At 71.5% G+C, this 17,469-nt stretch carries 18 protein-coding genes; 11 read left to right on the top strand and 7 right to left on the bottom strand.

Going from position 1 to position 17,469, the window contains the following annotated elements; genetic code table 11:
• Positions 1-28 precede the first annotated feature (28 nt).
• Genes RH861_RS10155 through RH861_RS10145 form a run of 3 tightly spaced genes read right to left on the bottom strand, consistent with a single transcriptional unit; the run spans position 29 to position 3,903 of the window.
• Positions 29-973 carry an NUDIX hydrolase gene (locus RH861_RS10155; protein ID WP_310520891.1) on the bottom strand — a complete coding sequence of 315 codons (945 nt, stop codon included), beginning with the start codon at positions 971-973 and terminating at the stop codon, positions 29-31.
• The gene (locus RH861_RS10150) at positions 970-3,168 is read right to left on the bottom strand and encodes an RNA degradosome polyphosphate kinase (RefSeq protein WP_310520890.1); all 2,199 of its coding nucleotides are present in this window, start codon (positions 3,166-3,168) and stop codon (positions 970-972) included. The genes RH861_RS10155 and RH861_RS10150 overlap by 4 nt, the downstream gene beginning before the upstream one ends.
• A gap of 45 nt (positions 3,169-3,213) precedes the next feature.
• Entirely contained in the window at positions 3,214-3,903 is a 690-nt protein-coding gene (locus RH861_RS10145) for a response regulator transcription factor (protein WP_067948732.1), read from the bottom strand.
• A 73-nt stretch (positions 3,904-3,976) separates the two neighbouring features.
• Here RH861_RS10145 and RH861_RS10140 point away from each other — a divergent pair, with 73 nt between their 5' ends.
• The 3 genes from RH861_RS10140 to ygfZ all read left to right on the top strand — a co-directional run bounded on the left by RH861_RS10140 (position 3,977) and on the right by ygfZ (position 6,218).
• Positions 3,977-4,324, top strand: coding sequence for a hypothetical protein (locus RH861_RS10140; protein WP_067948730.1), 348 nt, complete (start codon positions 3,977-3,979; stop codon positions 4,322-4,324).
• A 140-nt stretch (positions 4,325-4,464) separates the two neighbouring features.
• Positions 4,465-5,073, top strand: a complete 609-nt coding sequence (locus tag RH861_RS10135) for a nitrobindin family protein (RefSeq protein WP_067948728.1) — start codon at positions 4,465-4,467, stop codon at positions 5,071-5,073.
• Complete coding sequence (gene ygfZ / locus RH861_RS10130) at positions 5,073-6,218, top strand: CAF17-like 4Fe-4S cluster assembly/insertion protein YgfZ (protein ID WP_310520889.1); 1,146 nt, start codon at positions 5,073-5,075, stop codon at positions 6,216-6,218. The genes RH861_RS10135 and ygfZ overlap by 1 nt, the downstream gene beginning before the upstream one ends.
• Before the next feature lie 54 nt (positions 6,219-6,272).
• Here the strand turns inward: ygfZ and RH861_RS10125 are convergent, their stop codons facing one another.
• Positions 6,273-7,100: a class I SAM-dependent methyltransferase gene (locus RH861_RS10125; protein WP_310520888.1), complete on the bottom strand. Its 828-nt coding sequence runs from the start codon at positions 7,098-7,100 to the stop codon at positions 6,273-6,275.
• A 108-nt stretch (positions 7,101-7,208) separates the two neighbouring features.
• Between RH861_RS10125 and RH861_RS10120 the strand changes: the two genes are divergently transcribed.
• A complete protein-coding gene (locus tag RH861_RS10120) occupies positions 7,209-7,955 on the top strand; it encodes a phosphoglyceromutase (protein ID WP_310520887.1) in 747 nt (248 codons plus the stop codon).
• Positions 7,956-8,040: 85 nt separating this feature from the next.
• Here the strand turns inward: RH861_RS10120 and phoU are convergent, their stop codons facing one another.
• Entirely contained in the window at positions 8,041-8,694 is a 654-nt protein-coding gene (gene phoU / locus RH861_RS10115; protein ID WP_067948720.1) for a phosphate signaling complex protein PhoU, read from the bottom strand.
• A 188-nt stretch (positions 8,695-8,882) separates the two neighbouring features.
• Between phoU and RH861_RS10110 the strand changes: the two genes are divergently transcribed.
• Positions 8,883-10,172: a sensor histidine kinase gene (locus RH861_RS10110; RefSeq protein WP_310520886.1), complete on the top strand. Its 1,290-nt coding sequence runs from the start codon at positions 8,883-8,885 to the stop codon at positions 10,170-10,172.
• Complete coding sequence (locus RH861_RS10105) at positions 10,169-10,849, top strand: response regulator (RefSeq protein ID WP_310520885.1); 681 nt, start codon at positions 10,169-10,171, stop codon at positions 10,847-10,849. The genes RH861_RS10110 and RH861_RS10105 overlap by 4 nt, the downstream gene beginning before the upstream one ends.
• 65 nt (positions 10,850-10,914) lie before the next feature.
• On the opposite strand, the gene RH861_RS10100 is transcribed toward RH861_RS10105, so the two are convergent.
• Positions 10,915-11,370 carry a hypothetical protein gene (locus tag RH861_RS10100; protein ID WP_310520884.1) on the bottom strand — a complete coding sequence of 152 codons (456 nt, stop codon included), beginning with the start codon at positions 11,368-11,370 and terminating at the stop codon, positions 10,915-10,917.
• Positions 11,371-11,530: 160 nt separating this feature from the next.
• Between RH861_RS10100 and RH861_RS10095 the strand changes: the two genes are divergently transcribed.
• From RH861_RS10095 to rlmB, 5 genes are all read left to right on the top strand, one after another.
• Positions 11,531-12,013, top strand: coding sequence for a CarD family transcriptional regulator (locus RH861_RS10095; RefSeq protein ID WP_067948714.1), 483 nt, complete (start codon positions 11,531-11,533; stop codon positions 12,011-12,013).
• An 89-nt stretch (positions 12,014-12,102) separates the two neighbouring features.
• Positions 12,103-13,329, top strand: a complete 1,227-nt coding sequence (ispD, locus tag RH861_RS10090; RefSeq protein WP_310520883.1) for a 2-C-methyl-D-erythritol 4-phosphate cytidylyltransferase — start codon at positions 12,103-12,105, stop codon at positions 13,327-13,329.
• Positions 13,326-13,595, top strand: coding sequence for a hypothetical protein (locus RH861_RS10085; protein ID WP_310520882.1), 270 nt, complete (start codon positions 13,326-13,328; stop codon positions 13,593-13,595). Before ispD ends, RH861_RS10085 begins: the two co-directional genes overlap by 4 nt.
• Positions 13,596-13,649: 54 nt before the next feature.
• Complete coding sequence (gene cysS / locus RH861_RS10080) at positions 13,650-15,074, top strand: cysteine--tRNA ligase (RefSeq protein WP_310520881.1); 1,425 nt, start codon at positions 13,650-13,652, stop codon at positions 15,072-15,074.
• Entirely contained in the window at positions 15,071-16,078 is a 1,008-nt protein-coding gene (rlmB, locus tag RH861_RS10075) for a 23S rRNA (guanosine(2251)-2'-O)-methyltransferase RlmB (RefSeq protein WP_067948708.1), read from the top strand. Before cysS ends, rlmB begins: the two co-directional genes overlap by 4 nt.
• A 44-nt stretch (positions 16,079-16,122) precedes the next feature.
• On the opposite strand, the gene RH861_RS10070 is transcribed toward rlmB, so the two are convergent.
• Positions 16,123-17,442, bottom strand: coding sequence for a DUF4032 domain-containing protein (locus tag RH861_RS10070; RefSeq protein ID WP_310520880.1), 1,320 nt, complete (start codon positions 17,440-17,442; stop codon positions 16,123-16,125).
• Positions 17,443-17,469 lie beyond the last annotated feature (27 nt).

Here is a 17,469-nt window from a genome sequence, read left to right as displayed (position 1 = left end):
CCGCTGCATGTCGGTCGCGTCCGAAGGCTCAGGACTTCGGGGCGTGCGTCTCGATGGCGATGATGCCCGACGAGGGGTTCGTGGCCGACAGGTGGACGACGCTGAACTCGCCGACGTCGATGCCTGCGGCATCCGTCACGTACGAGCCGAGCGGCGTCCCCGTCGCGAGGGCGATCTCCCGCATGATCTCCGGCAGGACCGGCCCGTGGCTGCAGACGACGGCGGTCTTGCCGACCCGCACGCGCTTGCCGATGACCCGCCGGACCTCGTCGTGCCCGGCCTCCCACGCGTCCTGGCTGATGCCGTCGTCGCGCTTGACGGTGATGCCGGATGCCGCGGAGAGGGGGGTCACGGTGGTCACGCAGCGCACGGCCGGGCTCGAGACGATCTTCTTCGGCCGCCACGCGGTCAGCGTGTCGGCGAGGGCGACCGCCTGCCGCACCCCGCGCTCGACGAGGGGACGGGTCGTGTCGGGGCCGTCCCACGAGCCGCGCGCCTGGGCCTTGCCGTGCCGGAGCACGATGAGCGCGAACGTCGACGTCACTCCCTGGTCGACGAGCTTCGCGAAGTTGTCTAGGATCTCGCGGTCGGGCTCGTAGGTAAGGTAGGTGCGAGCGCGCTTGACGGTCACCCACTCGAGCGCGGCGATCTCGGCGTTCGGGCGGAACGTCGAGCGCTGGACGGCCTTCTCGCTGACGCGGGCCGCCCAGTAGTGCACGATCTTCTCGCGCCCGCTCGGCAGCGCGTAGCGCGAGACGCCGAGCGGCACCCCGAGGGCGACCGACAGTCCGGTCTCCTCCGCGATCTCGCGGACGGCGGTGCGGGGGAGGGTCTCGCCGGGGTCGACCTTCCCCTTCGGGATCGTGACGTCGCCGTAGACGGTGCGGTGCACGACGAGCACGTGCACGCGCCCGTCGATCACGCGCCAGCACACCGCGCCGGCTGCGTAGACGGCGGTCGCGACGGGGCTCATCGTCGCTTCGCCGATCGTGCGCTCCGGACCACGCGCGACGTGCGCTGCGCGACGCGCTCGATGCGCAGGTGCTGCAGGTCGGCGAGGGGCCGACCCTCGTCGTCGGTGGAGTGCCGGGTCCAGATGCCGTCGCCGTCGAGGTGCCACGAGCTCGTGCCGTCGTCCATGGCCTCGTCGAAGAGCTCGCCGATGTCGGCGACGTGGTCGGGGTCGGTGAGGCGGACCAGCGCCTCGACGCGGCGGTCGAGGTTGCGGTGCATCATGTCGGCCGAGCCGATGTAGACGATGGGGTCGCCGTCGTTGTGGAAGGTGAAGATGCGCGAGTGCTCGAGGTAGCGGCCGAGGATGGAGCGCACCGTGATGTTCTCGCTGAGGCCGGGGATGCCGGGCCGCAGGCTGCAGATGCCGCGCACCCAGATCTCGACGGGCACGCCCGCGTTCGACGCCCGGTACAGTCCGTCGATGATCGCCTCGTCGACCATCGAGTTGACCTTGATGCGGATGCCGCTCGGCCGGCCGGCCTCGGCGTTGCGGATCTCCTGCGTGATGAGCTTGAGCAGGCCCTTCCGCAGGTGCAGCGGCGCGACGAGCAGGCGCTTGAACTTCTTCTCGATCGCGTACCCGGAGAGCTCGTTGAAGAGCCGCGTGAGGTCCTTGCCGACCTGGTCGTCGGCGGTGAGCAGCCCGAGGTCTTCGTAGATGCGGCTGGTCTTCGGGTTGTAGTTGCCGGTGCCGATGTGGCTGTAGTGGACCAGCCGCCCCTTCTCCTGGCGGATGACGAGCGCGAGCTTGCAGTGCGTCTTCAGTCCGACGAGGCCGTACACGACGTGGACGCCCGCCTTCTCGAGCTTGCGCGCCCACGAGATGTTCGCCTGCTCGTCGAAGCGGGCCTTGATCTCGACGAGTGCGAGCACCTGCTTGCCCGCCTCGGCGGCGTCGATGAGCGCCTCGACGATGGGGCTGTCGCCCGAGGTGCGGTAGAGGGTCTGCTTGATCGCGAGCACGTCGGGGTCGGCGGCGGCCTGCTCGAGGAAGGCCTGCACGCTCGTCGCGAAGGACTCGTACGGGTGGTGCAGGAGGATGTCCTTGCGCGCGACGGCGCCGAAGACGTCGGCGGGCAGGTTCGGCTCGGACCGCATGAGCTGGGCGTTGGTCGCGGGCACGTGCGTGGGGTAGTGCAGTTCCGGCCGGTCGATGCGCGCGAGGTCGAACAGCCCGCCGAGGTCGAGCGGGGCCGGGAGCCGGTACACCTCCTGCTCGGTGACGTCGAGTTCGCGGACGAGCAGGCCGAGCGTGACGTCGTCCATGTCGTTCGAGATCTCGAGGCGGATGGGCGGACCGAACCGGCGGCGGAGCAGCTCCTTCTCGAGTGCCTTGATGAGGTTCTCGGTCTCGTCCTCCTCGATCTCGACGTCCTCGTTGCGGGTGACGCGGAACACGTGGTGGTCGAGGATCTCCATCCCGGGGAAGAGGTCCTCGAGGTGGTTCGAGATGAGGTCCTCGAGCGCGATGTACCGCGCATCCTCGACCGGCTCGTCGGGGTCGACCCGCACGAACCGGTGGAGCATCTGCGGCACCTTCACGCGGGCGAACTCGAGCCGACCCGTGCGGCTGTTGCGCACGCGCACCGACAGGTTCAGCGAGAGTCCCGAGATGTAGGGGAAGGGATGGGCAGGGTCGACGGCGAGCGGCATGAGCACCGGGAAGATCTGCGAGCTGAAGAACTCGTGGAGGTGCGCGTGCTCGGCCTCGTCGAGGTCCTCCCACGAGACGATGCGGATGCCGGCATCGGCCAGGGCGGGCTTGACGAGCTCCTGGTACGCGGCGGCGTGCCGCAGCTGCAGCTCGTGCGCCTTGCGGGAGATGTCGGTGAGCACCTCGTGCGGGGTGCGCCCCACGTTCGTCGGCACGGCGAGTCCCGTGTTGATGCGGCGCTTGAGGCCCGCGACGCGGACCATGAAGAACTCGTCGAGGTTCGTCGCGAAGATGGCGAGGAAGTTGGCCCGTTCGAGGACCGGCAGGCGCGGGTCCTCGGCGAGTTCGAGCACGCGCTGGTTGAACGCCAGCCAGCTGAGCTCGCGGTCGAGGTAGCGCTCCGAGACGAGCTCCGGGGCGCCATCCGTGTCGAGCGGCTCGAAGTCGTCGTCGAAATCGCTCGAGGTGCGGTCTTCGTCGAGGGTGGTCTCGGCCGTCATCCCCACATCATGCCACCGGGGTGCGACCGGGTGGTGAAGCGGGTGTCACCGGATGGTGACGTCGGCGTCGCGCTCGTCCTCCTCGTGCACGTTGAAGCGGTAGCCGACGTTGCGCACGGTGCCGATGAGGGAGTCGAGGTCGCCGAGCTTCGCGCGCAGCCGCCGCACGTGCACGTCGACCGTGCGCGTGCCGCCGAAGTAGTCGTAGCCCCACACTTCGCTGAGCAGCTGCTCGCGGGTGAACACGCGCGACGGATGCGCCGCGAGGAAGCGGAGCAGCTCGAATTCCTTGTAGGTGAGGTCGAGGGTGCGCCCGTGCACCTTCGCCGAGTAGCTGGCCTCGTCGATGACGACGCCGGAGGTCTGGATGCGCTCGGCCGGCTGGGACGCCTGCGCCCGGCCCACGGCGAGGCGGATGCGCGCGTCGATCTCGGCGGGGCCCGCGTGCTCGAGGATCACGTCGTCGACGCCCCAGTCCGGGGTGACCGCGGTGAGGCCGCCCTCGGTGACCACGAGGACGAGCGGCACCGAGAGCCCGGTGGTGCGCAGGATCTGCGCCAGCGCCTTGGCTCCCGCGAGGTTCGTGCGGGCGTCGAGGAAGACGAGATCGGACTCGGGGGCGCGCACGAGCTGGTCGGGCGACGCGGGGATCACGCGCACCCGATGGGTCAGGAGAGACAGGGCCGGGAGAACGTCATCGTTGGCTGCCGGCGTCAGGATCAGCAGCTGCGCCACGCACACCCTCCAGTAGTAAGGTGCGGTCAATACTACGGGACGCTCGAAGGGGCGCCACGGAACGAGGGACGGCATGGGCGACGCACACGGTCACACGGCACCGCCGGCCCCGGCATCGGCGCCGGCGTCGGCATGGGGGCGGTGGGCGATCCCCGTCGTGTGGGCGCTCGCCGCGGTGGGCTCGGTGCTCGTCGTCGCCGCCGCGTACTCCGGGCGCCGCGTGTGGTTCGGCGACGACGCGCCGGGGGCGGTCTACGTGGCGCTCGGCATGGTGCTCGCGGCATCCGTCATCGCATCGATGGCCCTGCAGCTCGCCTCGCGCGAGCCGCACGGGTTCGTCGGACGGGTGAGCGCCTCGATCGCGGGCGCCGTCGTGGTCGTCGCCGTGGCCGCGCTCGCGCTGCTGCCGGTCGTGCTCTGAGCAGCGGGTAGACTCGCTGCATGGATTCGCTGCTCGCCCTCGAACTCTTCTTCATCGGCCTGCTCGGGCTCGCGAGCCTCGCCATCGCCTGGGTGAGCGGCGTGGTCGTCTTCCGGCTCTTCAAGGGGCAGCGCTAGGCCGTGATCGAACTCCCGGTCGACCTCCCCCCGGAGCTCGTTCCGCTCTCCTGGCTCATCGGGGTGTGGGAGGGTTCCGGCGTCATCGACTACAAGGTCGGCGACGAGTCGGTCACGCACGAGTTCGGGCAGCGCGTGAGCTTCAGCCACGACGGCCTCCCCTACCTCAACTACACGTCGTCCACGTGGCTCTTCCCGGGTGACGAGGGTGCGGAGCCCACGCCGATCGCCGCGGAGACCGGATACTGGCGGCTCGCCCGGCCGCTCGGCGAGGGCGACCCCGGCCCCGCGCTCCTGCCCGCGACCGGACCTTCGCGGTTCCCCGACGCCGAGGCCGTCGAGACGCTGCGCAACGCTGCCGGAGGGTTCGACCTGGAGGTCTCGGTCGTGCACCCCGGCGGGGTCAGCGAGCTCTACCTCGGGCAGGTCAAGGGCCCCCGCATCGACCTCGCGACCGACGCGGTGATGCGCGCCGCCGGCGCGAAGGAGTACGCGGCCGCCACCCGCCTGTACGGCCTCGTCGAGAACCACCTGCTCTGGGCCTGGGACATCGCCGCCCTCGGGCAGGACCTCCGTACCCACGCCTCGGCGCGGCTCGCGAAGGTCGACTGATGACCGGCTCCCCCTTCCTCGCGCTTCCCGGTGCGGTGCCCGCCGAGGGCGTGGACGAGGGCGTCGCGGGTCACTACGGCAATCCCATGGTCGAGCAGCGCCGACTCGAGCAGGGGCGAGCGGTCGTCGACCTCTCGCACCGCGGCGTCGTCACCGTCACCGGCCCCGACCGCCTCTCCTGGCTGAACTCGATGGCGAGCCAGCGGCTCGACCACCTCCGCCCGGGTGAATCGGCCGAGGCGCTCTTCCTCGATGCCGCCGGCCACGTCGAGCACGCCGTGCACGTCGTCGACGACGGCGAGCGCACCTGGCTCGTCGCCGAGCGCGACGACGCGCCCGCGCTGGCGTCGTGGCTCGACCGCATGCGCTTCATGCTCCGCGTCGAGGTCGCCGACGTCTCCGCCGAGGTCGCGGTCGTCGGTGCGATGCCCGAGGGCGACGCGTTCCCGCTCGACCTGCCCGACGACGCGCTGCGCTGGACCGATCCCTGGCGTCTCGAGCTCCCGGGCGGGCACCGCTACAGCGTCGACCCGGCGCACCCCGGCGCATTCTGGCGGTACGTCGAGGTGATCGTGCCGCGCGAATCGCTCGCGGGCCTCGCCGCGGCCGTCCGGTCGGGGGCCGCCGAGCCGGCCGGGGTGCTCGCGCTCGAGGCGCTGCGCGTCGCCGCGTGGCGTCCCCGGTTCGCGACCGAGGTCGACGAGAAGACCCTCCCGCACGAGCTCGACTGGCTCCGCAGCGCGGTCGACCTGCACAAGGGCTGCTACCGCGGCCAGGAGACCGTGGCGAAGGTCGTGAACCTCGGCCGCCCGCCGCGTCGGCTCGTCATGCTGCACCTCGACGGCAGCGACACCGTCCTGCCGAAGGCCGGCGACGAGGTCGTCGGCGTCAAGGTCCGGCCGGAGCCCGCGCCCGGTGAGGAGCCCGAGCGCCGGGTCGTCGGCCACATCACCTCGGCCGCCATGCACCACGAACTCGGTCCGATCGCCCTGGCGGTGGTCAAGCGCGCGGTGCCCCCGCAGCTCGAGCTCATCGTCGAGAGCCATGGCATCGACGTGGCGGCCGCGCAGGTCGAGATCGTCCCGGCCGGCGCGGGGGCCGCGGTCGACGTGCCCCGCCTGCCGAGGCTCGGCGTCCGCCCCTAGGCGGGCACCCGATGGTGCGGCACCCGGTGGTGCGGCACCCGGTTGGGCCGGCGTTCAGCGAGCGGATGCCGCCGCGCCCGGCGCGACCGCGCCCCACGCGAGCGTGAGCTCGCCGAGTCGCCAGCGGCGCACCCCGCCGAGCACGGGCCACCCCTCGTCGCGGAGTCCGCGCGCCACCGCGATCCACCGCTGCGAGGGGCCGTAGACGGACAGCGGCGCGTGGACGCGCCATCCGCGGTCGAGCGCGACGAGGAGGTCGTGCACGCGCTCGCCGGGCACGTTCCGGTGGATGAGCGCCTTGGGCAGGCGCTCGGCGACCACGGACGGCGCGTCGAGGTCGCGCAGGCGCAGGCTGATCGTGAAGGTGCGCGGGCCGGCATCCGTCACCCCCGCCCACGCCGCGATGCGACCGAGTTCGTCGCAGGTGCCCTCGACGAGCAGCCCGCCGGGCGCGAGCCGTTCGCGCATGCGCGCCCAGGCGCCGGCCACGTCGGACTCGTCGTACTGGCGCAGCACGTTGAACGCTCGGATCACGGCGGGGGAGCCGCCGCTGCGCACGGGTACCTCGAAGCCGCCGAGCCCGAAGGAGACCGGCAGGTCCGCGGCGAAGTGGGTTCGGGCCGCCCGCACGTCGGCGAGTTGCGCCTCGGCGGTGCGCACGCGCCCGGGGTCGATCTCGAGGCCGAGCACGCGCACGTCGGGGCGCGTGCGTCGCAGCCGCGTCGCGAGCTCGAAGGCCGTGACGCCGCTCGCGCCGAAGCCCAGGTCGACGACGAGCGGATCGGCCGCGCGGCGCAACTCCGGCTGGTCGGCGATCCACCGGTCGACGCGGCGGAGGCGATTCGTGTTCGTCGTCCCCCGCGTGATGGATCCGACCGGCATGCTCCCAGTCTCGCAGGCGTGCGCGGGCGTGCGGCTCCGCTGCGCAGCATCCGTCACGCGGCGACCGCGGGAATGGCGGCGGGATGCCGCGCCGGTAGGCTGGGGCTCATGGTCTACACCCTCGTGCTGCTGCGCCACGGCCAGAGCGACTGGAACCAGAAGAACCTGTTCACCGGCTGGGTCGACGTGCGGCTCAGCGAACTCGGCAGCGCCGAGGCGCGCCGCGCCGGCGAGCTGCTCGTCGAGAAGGGCGTGCTGCCCGACGTGCTGCACACCTCGGTGCTCACGCGCGCCATCCAGACCGCGAACCTCGCCCTCGAGGAGGCCGACCGGCTCTGGATCGACGTCCGCCGGTCGTGGCGCCTCAACGAGCGCCACTACGGTGCGCTGCAGGGCCTCGACAAGGCCGAGACCCTCGGGAAGTACGGCCAGGACCAGTTCATGCTGTGGCGTCGCTCGTTCGACACCCCGCCGCCGCCCATCGACGACGACGGCGAGTGGTCGCAGGTCGGCGACCCCCGCTACGCGAACCTCTCGGACGACGAGATGCCGCGCACCGAGTGCCTGAAGGACGTCATCGCGCGCATGCTCCCGTACTGGGAGACCGACATCATCCCCGACCTGAAGGACGGCAAGACGGTCCTCGTGACCGCGCACGGCAACTCGCTGCGCGCGCTCGTGAAGCACCTCGACGGCATCTCCGACGCCGACATCGCCGAGCTGAACATCCCCACGGGCATCCCGCTGGTCTACGAGCTCGGCGACGACTTCATGCCGACCAAGCCCGCCGAGTACCTCGACCCCGAGGCGGCGGCGGCCGGCGCCGCGGCGGTGGCCGCGCAGGGCAAGAAGTAGGGTCGACGCCCCGACACGAGCGAAGGGCCGAGCGGATGTCGCATCCGCTCGGCCCTTCGCCGTCGCGCCTCCCGGCGCGAGGTGGTCAGACGGGGTCGGGCACCCAGTCGCCCGTGGCGAGGTACTGGACCTTCTTGGCGATGGACACCGCGTGGTCGGCGAACCGCTCGTGGTACCGGCTGGCGAGCGTCGCGTCGACCGTGTCGACCGCCTCGCCCTTCCAGGTCTCGCCGAGGACCTTGTCGAACACCGAGAGGTGGAGGGCGTCGACCTTGTCGTCCTCGTTGCGGATCTCTTCGGCGAGGCGGACGTCCTCGTTGCGGAGCAGCTCGACGAGTCGCCGCGCGATCTCGACGTCGAGCGTGCCCATCTCGGCGAACGTGGGGCGCAGGCTCTTCGGCACCACCTTGTCGGGGAAGCGGTAGCGCGCGAGCTGCGAGATGTGCGTCGCCATGTCGCCCATGCGCTCGAGCGACGCCGAGATGCGCAGCGCGCTCACGACGATGCGGAGGTCGCGTGCGACGGGCTGCTGGCGGGCGAGGATCGTGATGGCGAGCTCGTCGAGCGCCTGGGCTCGCTGGTCGATGAGGTGGTCGTCGGCGATGACCTCCTCGGCAAGGCTCACGTTCGACTCGTTGAAGGCGCGCGTGGCCTTCTCGATGGCCTCGGCGACGAGCGTCGCGATCTCGACCAGGCCGTCCTGGACCTCCCGCAGTTCCTGCTGGAACACCTCACGCATGTAATTCGACCCCTTCGGTCTCGGCTCGCGCGTCGGGCACGCGCGAGCAGCCGGCAGCCGGCCGACCCGCGACATCCTCCCCGGTGCAGGTGAACGGCAGGTGCCGCGTTCCTGAACACTCCCTAACCTACCCTCGTCCACCGGCATCCCGGACGTGACGGGCCCGGGCGGTGGTTATCGTTGGTCCCATGGACTCCACCTGGTCCGTGCTCGCCGCGCTCGCGTTCGGCGTGCTCATCGGGGCCGGCTTCACCGTCGTGCTGCACATCGCCGAACGGCGTGGGCAGAGCGCTGCGCGCGTCGTCGCGCCCACCATCCCCGACGGCGTCGACCAGGTGCTCGACGTGCTCGAGTCGGCGGGCGTCGTGCTCGACCCGTCGAACAACGTGCTCCGCGCCTCGCCGGGCGCGCTCGCGATGGGCCTGGTGCGCAACCAGATGCTCGCCCACCAGGAGCTCATCGACCTCGTCGCCGCCGTCCGCCGCACGGGCGACCCCGTGGCGACCGAGCTCGTGCTCGCGCGCGGTCCCTTCAGCGATGCCACCATGCAGGTCGACGTGCGGGTCGCCCGGCTCGGCACGCGCTTCGTCCTGCTCCTCGCCGACGACCGGACCGAGGCCCGGCGACTCGACGAGGTGCGTCGCGACTTCATCGCGAACATCAGCCACGAGCTCAAGACCCCGATCGCCTCGGTGAGCCTGCTCGCCGAGGCGCTGGACCAGGCCGCCGACGAGCCGGAACGGGTGCGCCGCTTCGCCGATCGCCTCGCGGTCGAGTCGACGCGCCTCGGGCACATCACGAGCGAGGTGATCGAGCTGTCCCGCCTGCAGGCCCGCGATGCCCTGCGCCGCGACGAGCTGCTCGACGTCGACCGCATCGTCGCCGCCGCCGTCGACCAGAACCGCGTCGTCGCCGCGGCCAAGGGGATCGAGGTCCGGCTCCGCGCGAAGTCGAAGGCGAAGGTCTACGGCGACGAGGCGCTCATGGTCGTCGCGGTGCACAACCTCATCGCGAACGCGCTCGCGTACTCGAGCGAGGGCGGGCGCGTGGGCGTCGGCGTCACGGTCGACGACGATGCGGTGGAGATCGCCGTGGCCGACCAGGGCATCGGCATCGCCCCCGAGGATCAGGACCGGGTGTTCGAGCGGTTCTACCGGGTCGACCAGGCCCGCTCCCGCAACACGGGCGGGTCGGGCCTCGGCCTCAGCATCGTCAAGCACACGGTGCAGAACCACGGCGGCGACGTCCGCGTGTGGTCGCAGCCGGGGCGCGGCTCGACCTTCACCATCCGACTGCCGCTCGCCGAGCCGCCCGTATCCCCGCCCGAGCCCGAGGACACCGCCGCCGAGACCGTCGTCGACGGTCAGGGCGACGGCTCCGCGACCGCCACCACGGGGCGCGGCCAATCGTCCGAGACCCCCGATCGCATCGCCGCGGCCCTGCCGGCCGCGGCCCCTTCCCGAGGAGACCGCACGTGACCCGCATCCTGCTCGTCGAGGACGAGATCGCGCTGAGCGAACCGTTGAGCTTCCTGCTCGAGCGCGAGGGGTACGAGGTGGAGGTCGCCGCTGACGGACCCGCGGCCGTCGCGGCCTTCGACCGCGCGGGAGCCGACCTCGTGCTCCTCGACCTCATGCTGCCCGGGTTGCCCGGCACCGAGGTGTGCCGCGAGATCCGCCAGCGCTCGCAGGTGCCCATCATCATGCTGACCGCGAAGGACTCCGAGGTCGACATCGTCGTCGGCCTCGAGCTCGGCGCCGACGACTACGTCACGAAGCCGTACTCGACCCGCGAGCTGCTCGCCCGCATCCGGGCGGTGCTGCGTCGACGGATCGAACCGGAGGACGTCGACGACGCGATCATCACCGGCGGCCGCGTCCGGATGGACGTGGACCGCCACACCGTCGAGGTCGACGGCGAGACGGTGGCGATGCCGCTGAAGGAGTTCGAACTGCTCGAGCTGCTCATGCGCAACGCCGGTCGCGTGCTCACGCGCGGCCAGCTCATCGACCGCGTCTGGGGAAGCGACTACTTCGGCGACACCAAGACGCTCGACGTGCACATCAAGCGCATCCGCTCGAAGATCGAGGTCACGCCCTCGGAGCCGGTGCAACTGGTCACCGTCCGGGGCCTGGGCTACCGGTTCGAGGCCTGAGACGACGAAGCGGATGCCGCGCGCTCGCGCTGCGGCATCCGCTCGATCGGTCGTGGTGGTTCGGGTTACGGCACCAGGTCTTCGTACTCGGGGAGGCGGCCGTCAAGGACGGGCACGGAGATCTCGCGGCCCTCGGCCCCGTCGGTGGTGACGAACACGGGGACGAGCCCGCCGACCTCGGCGTCGAGGCCCTCGATGAGCAGGGGCTCCTCGTCGCCGGCGCCCGGGGCGACGGTCTGGCCGGCGTCGACGTCGACCTCGACGGTCTCGCTGCCGACCTGGAGCTCGAGCGTCGCGTCCTCCGACCCGGAGTTGGAGACGGAGAGGGTCATGCTGCCCTCGTCGCCGTCCTCGCTGATGATGAGGATGTTGCGCACCGCGAGCGAACCGACCTCGGCCGAGACGCCGTCGCTGGGGTCGTACCGCTCCGTGGTCGCCTGGTAGGTGACCATGCCGCAGCCGGTTCCGCCGATGGCGATGCCGAGAGCCAGGGCAGCGGATGCCGCGAGACGCGCCTTCACAGAACCTCCAACGAGACATGCGTGCGCGCGGATGCAGGCAACCGCGCGCAGGGGACTTCGATGAGTCTAGCCTACGGGCGCAGGGGCTTCGGGCGTGGAGGCGGAACCCTAGCACTACCTCGGTGTGATATCCTGAAAGTTGCCGAAAGGACGTCTATTCATGCTGTTTGAGGTTGGCGAGACCGTTGTCTACCCGCACCACGGAGCCGCGACGATCGTCGAAGTCAAGAAACGCATCATCAAGGGCGAAGAGAAGCTCTACCTCAAGCTGAACGTCACGCAGGGCGACCTCGTCATCGAGGTGCCCGCCGAGAACGTCGACCTGGTCGGCGTTCGTGACGTGATCGGCAAGGAAGGCCTCGACAAGGTCTTCGAGGTGCTTCGAGCGCCCTTCACCGAAGAGCCGACCAACTGGTCGCGCCGCTACAAGGCGAACCTCGAGAAGCTCGCCTCCGGCGACGTGATCAAGGTCTCCGAAGTCGTGCGCGACCTGTGGCGCCGCGACCAGGACCGCGGCCTGTCCGCGGGCGAGAAGCGGATGCTGGCGAAGGCTCGACAGATCCTGATCTCGGAGCTCGCGCTGGCCGAGAAGACCGACGAGGAGCAGGCGTCGACCGTCCTCGACGAGGTCCTCGCCTCCTAGCCCGAGCCCGAGCCCGGCTCCCGTACGATCGCCGCCCGCGCACCAGCGCAGGGCGGCGATCGTCGTCCGGGCGGCGATACGCTCGATTCGTGAACGATTCGACCGTCGCCGTCATCGTCGTCGCCGCGGGCAGCGGCACGCGCCTGGGTCGCCCCGAGCCGAAGGCGTTCGTGCCGCTCGGCGACGACACGGTCCTCGGTGTCGCGTTGGATGCCGTGCTCGGCATGAGCGACGCCCCGTACCTGGTCGTCGTCGCGCCGGACGAGCGCGTCGAGGAGGCGCGGGCGATCGTCGCGGCCCGGGCCGGAGGGGCATCCGTCGCCTTCGACGTCGTCGCCGGCGGCGAGACCCGCCAGGAGTCGGTCTCCCGCGGCATCGGCGCACTGCCGCACGTCATCGAGACCGTGCTCGTGCACGACGCGGCGCGGCCGCTCACGCCGTCGATCGTGTTCGACGAGGTCGCCGCGGCCGTCCGGGCGCGGGGACACGGCGTCGTGCCCGGCCTGCCGGTGATCGACACGATCAAGCGAGTCGACGCGCGGGGCCGGATCGTCGCGACCGTCGACCGGTCCGAACTCGCGGCCATGCAGACGCCGCAGGGATTCCCACGGTCGGCGCTCGAGCACGCCTACTCGCGGGCGCACGGCGAGCACACCGACGATGCGGCCCTCGTCGAGTCCGTCGGCATGCCGATCGACATCGTCCCGGGTGATGCGCGGGCCTTCAAGATCACGGTCCCGGCCGACCTGCACCGGGCCGAGCAGCTCGTGGCCGAGCGCGCGGATACCGCGGCCGCCATCACGACGCCCGCCGGTGCTGCGTCCGTCGTCGTGCCGCGCGTCGGCACGGGCATCGACGTCCACGCCTTCGCCGACGACGCCGGGACGCCGCTCTGGCTCGCCGGACTGAACTGGCCGGGGGAGCGGGGCCTCTCCGGCCACTCCGACGGCGACGCGGTCGCGCACGCGATCTGCGACGCGCTGCTCGCCGCCGCGGGCCTCGGCGACATCGGCGGCATGTTCGGCACCGCCGACCCGCGGTTCTCCGGGGCGCACGGCGAGGTCTTCCTGGCCGAGACCGTTCGACGCCTCGCCGACGCCGGATTCCGTGTCGGCAACGTCTCGGTGCAGGTCGTCGGCAACCGCCCGAAGCTCGCGCCGCGCCGCGCCGAGGCCGAGGCGCTCCTCACGCGCGTCGTCGGCGCGCCGGTCGGCGTCACCGCCACCACGACCGACGGCCTCGGCTTCACCGGCCGCGGAGAGGGCGTCACGGCGATCGCCACCGCCCTCATCGTGCCCGGCCCGGGTCAGGCATGAATCGACGCTTCGATGTCCTCCTCGCAGTCGGTCCGCTGCTGATTTCCGCGCTGCTGCTGTTCGTGGTGATCCAGTCGGGGATCGACGTCCGCGGCGACCTCGCCGCGACCGTCCCGCTCACGCGCTTCGGCGAGGGGCCCCTCTGGATGTCCGTCCTCGTGAATGGAGGTTTCGCGGCGGTGTTCGCTTGGCTCGGCCTGAAGGCCCTTCGCGGCTCGCGGCCACCTCGCACCTGGGGCCGCAGCGGTGATCCGCGAAAGCGCTGAACCGCGGCATCCGTCGCATCCGTCTCGCAGCGGGCCCGCCGGTAGGCTTGCGGGGTGACCGTGCGACTCTTCGACTCGAAGGCCCAGGCCCTGCGTGACTTCGTGCCCCTCACCGAGGGACACGTCGGCATGTACGTCTGCGGCCCGACCGTGCAGTCGAGCCCGCACATCGGGCACCTGCGGAGCGCGCTCGTCTACGACCTCATGCGCCGGTGGTTCACGGCGCGGGGCGACCGGGTCACCTTCATCCGCAACGTCACCGACATCGACGACAAGATCCTGAACGCCGCGGCCGACGAGGGCATCGGCGACCAGTGGTGGTCGCTCGCCTACCGAGTCGAGCTCGAGTTCACCGCCGCCTACAACGCGCTCGGCATCCTCCCGCCCACGTACGAGCCGCGCGCCACGGCGAGCGTGCAGCAGATGCAGGAGCTCATCGCGCGCCTCATCGAGGGCGGGCACGCCTACGTCGCCGCCGACGGGTCGGGCGACGTCTACTTCGACACGGCCACGTGGCCCGCCTACGGCGAGCTCACCAGGCAGTCCCGCGACCACATGGAGGCCGCGGCCGACGCCGACCCGCGCGGCAAGCGCGACCCGCGCGACTTCGCGCTCTGGAAGGGCCGCAAGGACACCGAGCCCGCCTCGGCCGGATGGGACGCGCCGTGGGGACACGGGCGCCCGGGCTGGCACATCGAGTGCTCGGCGATGGCGGCGCGCTACCTCGGCACCGAGTTCGACATCCACGGCGGCGGGCTCGACCTGCGGTTCCCGCACCACGAGAACGAACTCGCGCAGTCCGGCGCCGACGGCCAGCGCTTCGCCCGGTACTGGGTGCACAACGGCCTCGTGAACGTCGGCGGCCAGAAGATGTCGAAGTCGCTCGGCAACTCCGTCTACGCCGACGAACTGCTCGAGCTCGCCTCCCCGCTCGCCGTGCGGTACTACCTCGGCCAGGCGCACTACCGATCGACCCTCGACTACTCGCCCGAGGCCCTCGCCGAGGCCGAGGCCGCCGTCGACCGCATCAACACCTTCCTCGCTCGCGTCGACCGCCGGCTCGCCGGCACGCGCCACGCCGAGACCGGCACGGATGCGACGTGGCCGGCCGCCTTCGCCGAGGCCATGAACGACGACCTCGGCGTGCCGCAGGCGCTCGCCGTGCTGCACGAGACCGTCCGGGCCGGCAACCAGGCCCTCGACGACGAGGACCTGCCGGTCGCCGCCGAGCGTCGCGGGCAGGTGCACGCCATGGTGCGCGTGCTCGGCATCGACCCGGCCGACGCGGCCTGGGCGACGGATGCCGGGCCTGCGGCATCCGCGCTCGACGCCCTCGTCACCCGGCTCGTCGACGACCGTCGCGCGGCGCGCGATGCGAAGGACTGGGCCACCGCCGACCGCATCCGCGCCGAACTCGCGGGCGCCGGCATCACCATCGAAGACAGCCAGACCGGAACGCATTGGAGCCTCACCTCATGAAGGGCAGCAGCGGAAAGCCTCGCGCGGGAGCCGTGCGCAAGAAGGGCAAGGGCCAGAAGGTCGGGACCGGCGGCCACAGCCGCAAGGCGCTCGAAGGCAAGGGCCCGACCCCCAAGGCCGAGGATCGGCCGTACCACAAGGCCTACAAGCGCAAGGCCGCAGCCGAGCGCGCCGCGGAGAAGTCGGGCGGCCGCACGCCGCAGCGCGCCGGCGCCCCTCGTGGCGCATCGGGTGCCGCCCGTCGGTCGAAGTCGGGTGACGAGTCGGAGATCGTGACCGGCCGCAACGCCGTCGTGGAGGCGCTGCGCACCCGCATCCCCGCCACCACGCTCTACGTCGCCGCACGCATCGAGATGGACGACCGCGTGAAGGAGGCCGTGAAGATCGCGACCAACCGCGGCATCCCGATCCTCGAGGTCATGCGGCCCGAGCTCGACCGGCTCGCGGGCGAGGGCGGGGTGCACCAGGGCCTCGCCCTGAAGGTGCCGCCGTACGAGTACGCGCACCCGATCGACCTGCTCGACGAGGTGCTCGCCGACGACGAGACGCCGCTGCTCGTGGCGCTCGACGGCGTCACCGACCCGCGCAACCTCGGTGCCATCATCCGCTCGACGGCCGCGTTCGGCGGGCAGGGCGTGATCGTGCCCCAGCGCCGGTCGGTCGGGGTGACGGCCGCGGCGTGGAAGACCTCCGCCGGTGCGGCGGCTCGGGTCCCCGTGGCGATGGCGCCGAACCTGACGCAGACGCTCAAGGCGTTGAAGGAGCGCGGCGTGTTCGTGCTCGGTCTCGACGGGGACGGCGACGTGTCGCTGCCCGGCCTCGACTTCGCCGACCGGCCGATCGTGGTCGTCGTCGGGTCCGAGGGCAAGGGGCTGTCGCGGTTGGTCACCGAGACGTGCGACGCGATCGTGTCGATCCCGATCTCTGCGGCCACCGAGTCCCTGAACGCCGGCATCGCGGCATCCGTCACGCTCTACGAGATCGCGAAGCTGCGCGCCGAGTAGCGCCACCTCGGTACGGGCCGGGTCCTACTCGACCACCGGGCGATTCAGACCTTGAGGCGCCAGTCGCCCTCGTCGTCGGGATCGTGCACGGCCAGCTCGGCGGTGTCCGGGCCGACGGCCGGCAGCGCGGTCGTGATCGCCTCGGTCGGCGGGCCGATCACCGTGGCCTCGTCGCGACGATGCCGCAGCACGTCGTTGATGTAGGCGGTGAGCGCCTCGGCCAGCGGGATGTCGTGACCCTGCTGCTGCGCCATGTACCACCGGTGCTCGAGCAGCTCGTGGAACACCTCGGCGGGCTCGAGCTTGCCGCGGAGCTCCTGCGGGACGGCTCGGACGACGGGCTCGAACACGCGCATCTGCCACTCGTGCGCGACCATCTCCTCGTCCTGGTCCTGCTTGTTGTACGCGGCGCGATAGGAGTCGAGGTCGTTCAGCAGGCGCCTGGCCTGGTTCTCGCCCGCGTCGAGCCCCGTGAGGCGGAGCAGCCGGCGCTGGTGGTGGCCCGCGTCGACGACCTTCGGCTGGATGCGCAGCGTCGTACCGGCCTCGTCGGTGCGGATCGCGAGTTCCTCGATGTCGAACCCGAGTTCGTTGAGTCGGTTGACGCGCTCGTTGATCCGCCACCGTTCGGCGAGCCCGAACGACTCCGAGCCGGTCAGCTCGGTCCAGAGGCTGCGGTAGGCGTCGACGATGCCGTTCGAGATGTTGACCGGGTCGAGCTCGTCGGCGACACGGCCGCCCGCCTCGAGGTCGAGCAGTTCGCCGGCGATGTTCACGCGCGCGATCTCGAGGTCGTTCTCGCGCTGGCCGTTCGACAGGCCACCCTCGTAGAGCTTGCCCGTCTCGGCGTCGACGAGGTACGCGGCGAACGCCCCGGCGTCGCGACGGAACAGCGTGTTCGACAGCGACACGTCGCCCCAGAAGAACCCGACGATGTGCAGGCGCACGAGCAGGACCGCGAGCGCGTCGACGAGGCGGGTCGCGGTGTCGGGGCGGAGGGTCTGCGAGAACAGCGCCCGGTACGGCAGCGAGAAGCGCAGGTGCCGGGTGACGAGCACCGGCGCGAGTTCCTCGCCGTCGGCATCCGTTCGGTTCGTGATGACCGCGACGGGGTCGACGCAGGGGATCTCGAGCCGCTGCAGGGTGCGCAGCATCTCGTACTCGCCCTTGGCCATCTCGGCCGTGGTCTCCTTGATGGCCACGACGTGGCCGCTCAGGTGCGCGAAGCGGACCAGGTGCCGCGAGATGCCCTTCGGGAGCGCCGCGATGGTCTCGCTCGGCCACGCCTCGAGCGGGAGGTCCCACGGGAGGTCGAGCAGGGCGGGGTCGGTCATCGCCGACGTGATCGAGAGTGTGCCGCTCATCAGGCCCAAGCGTACCCGGGAACGACG

Origin of the sequence: Agromyces indicus (assembly GCF_031432295.1) — a bacterium.
Lineage (GTDB): Bacteria > Actinomycetota > Actinomycetes > Actinomycetales > Microbacteriaceae > Agromyces > Agromyces indicus.
The sequence above is the reverse complement of the archived record's forward strand: the minus strand, read 5'-3'. Positions and strand labels throughout refer to the sequence as shown.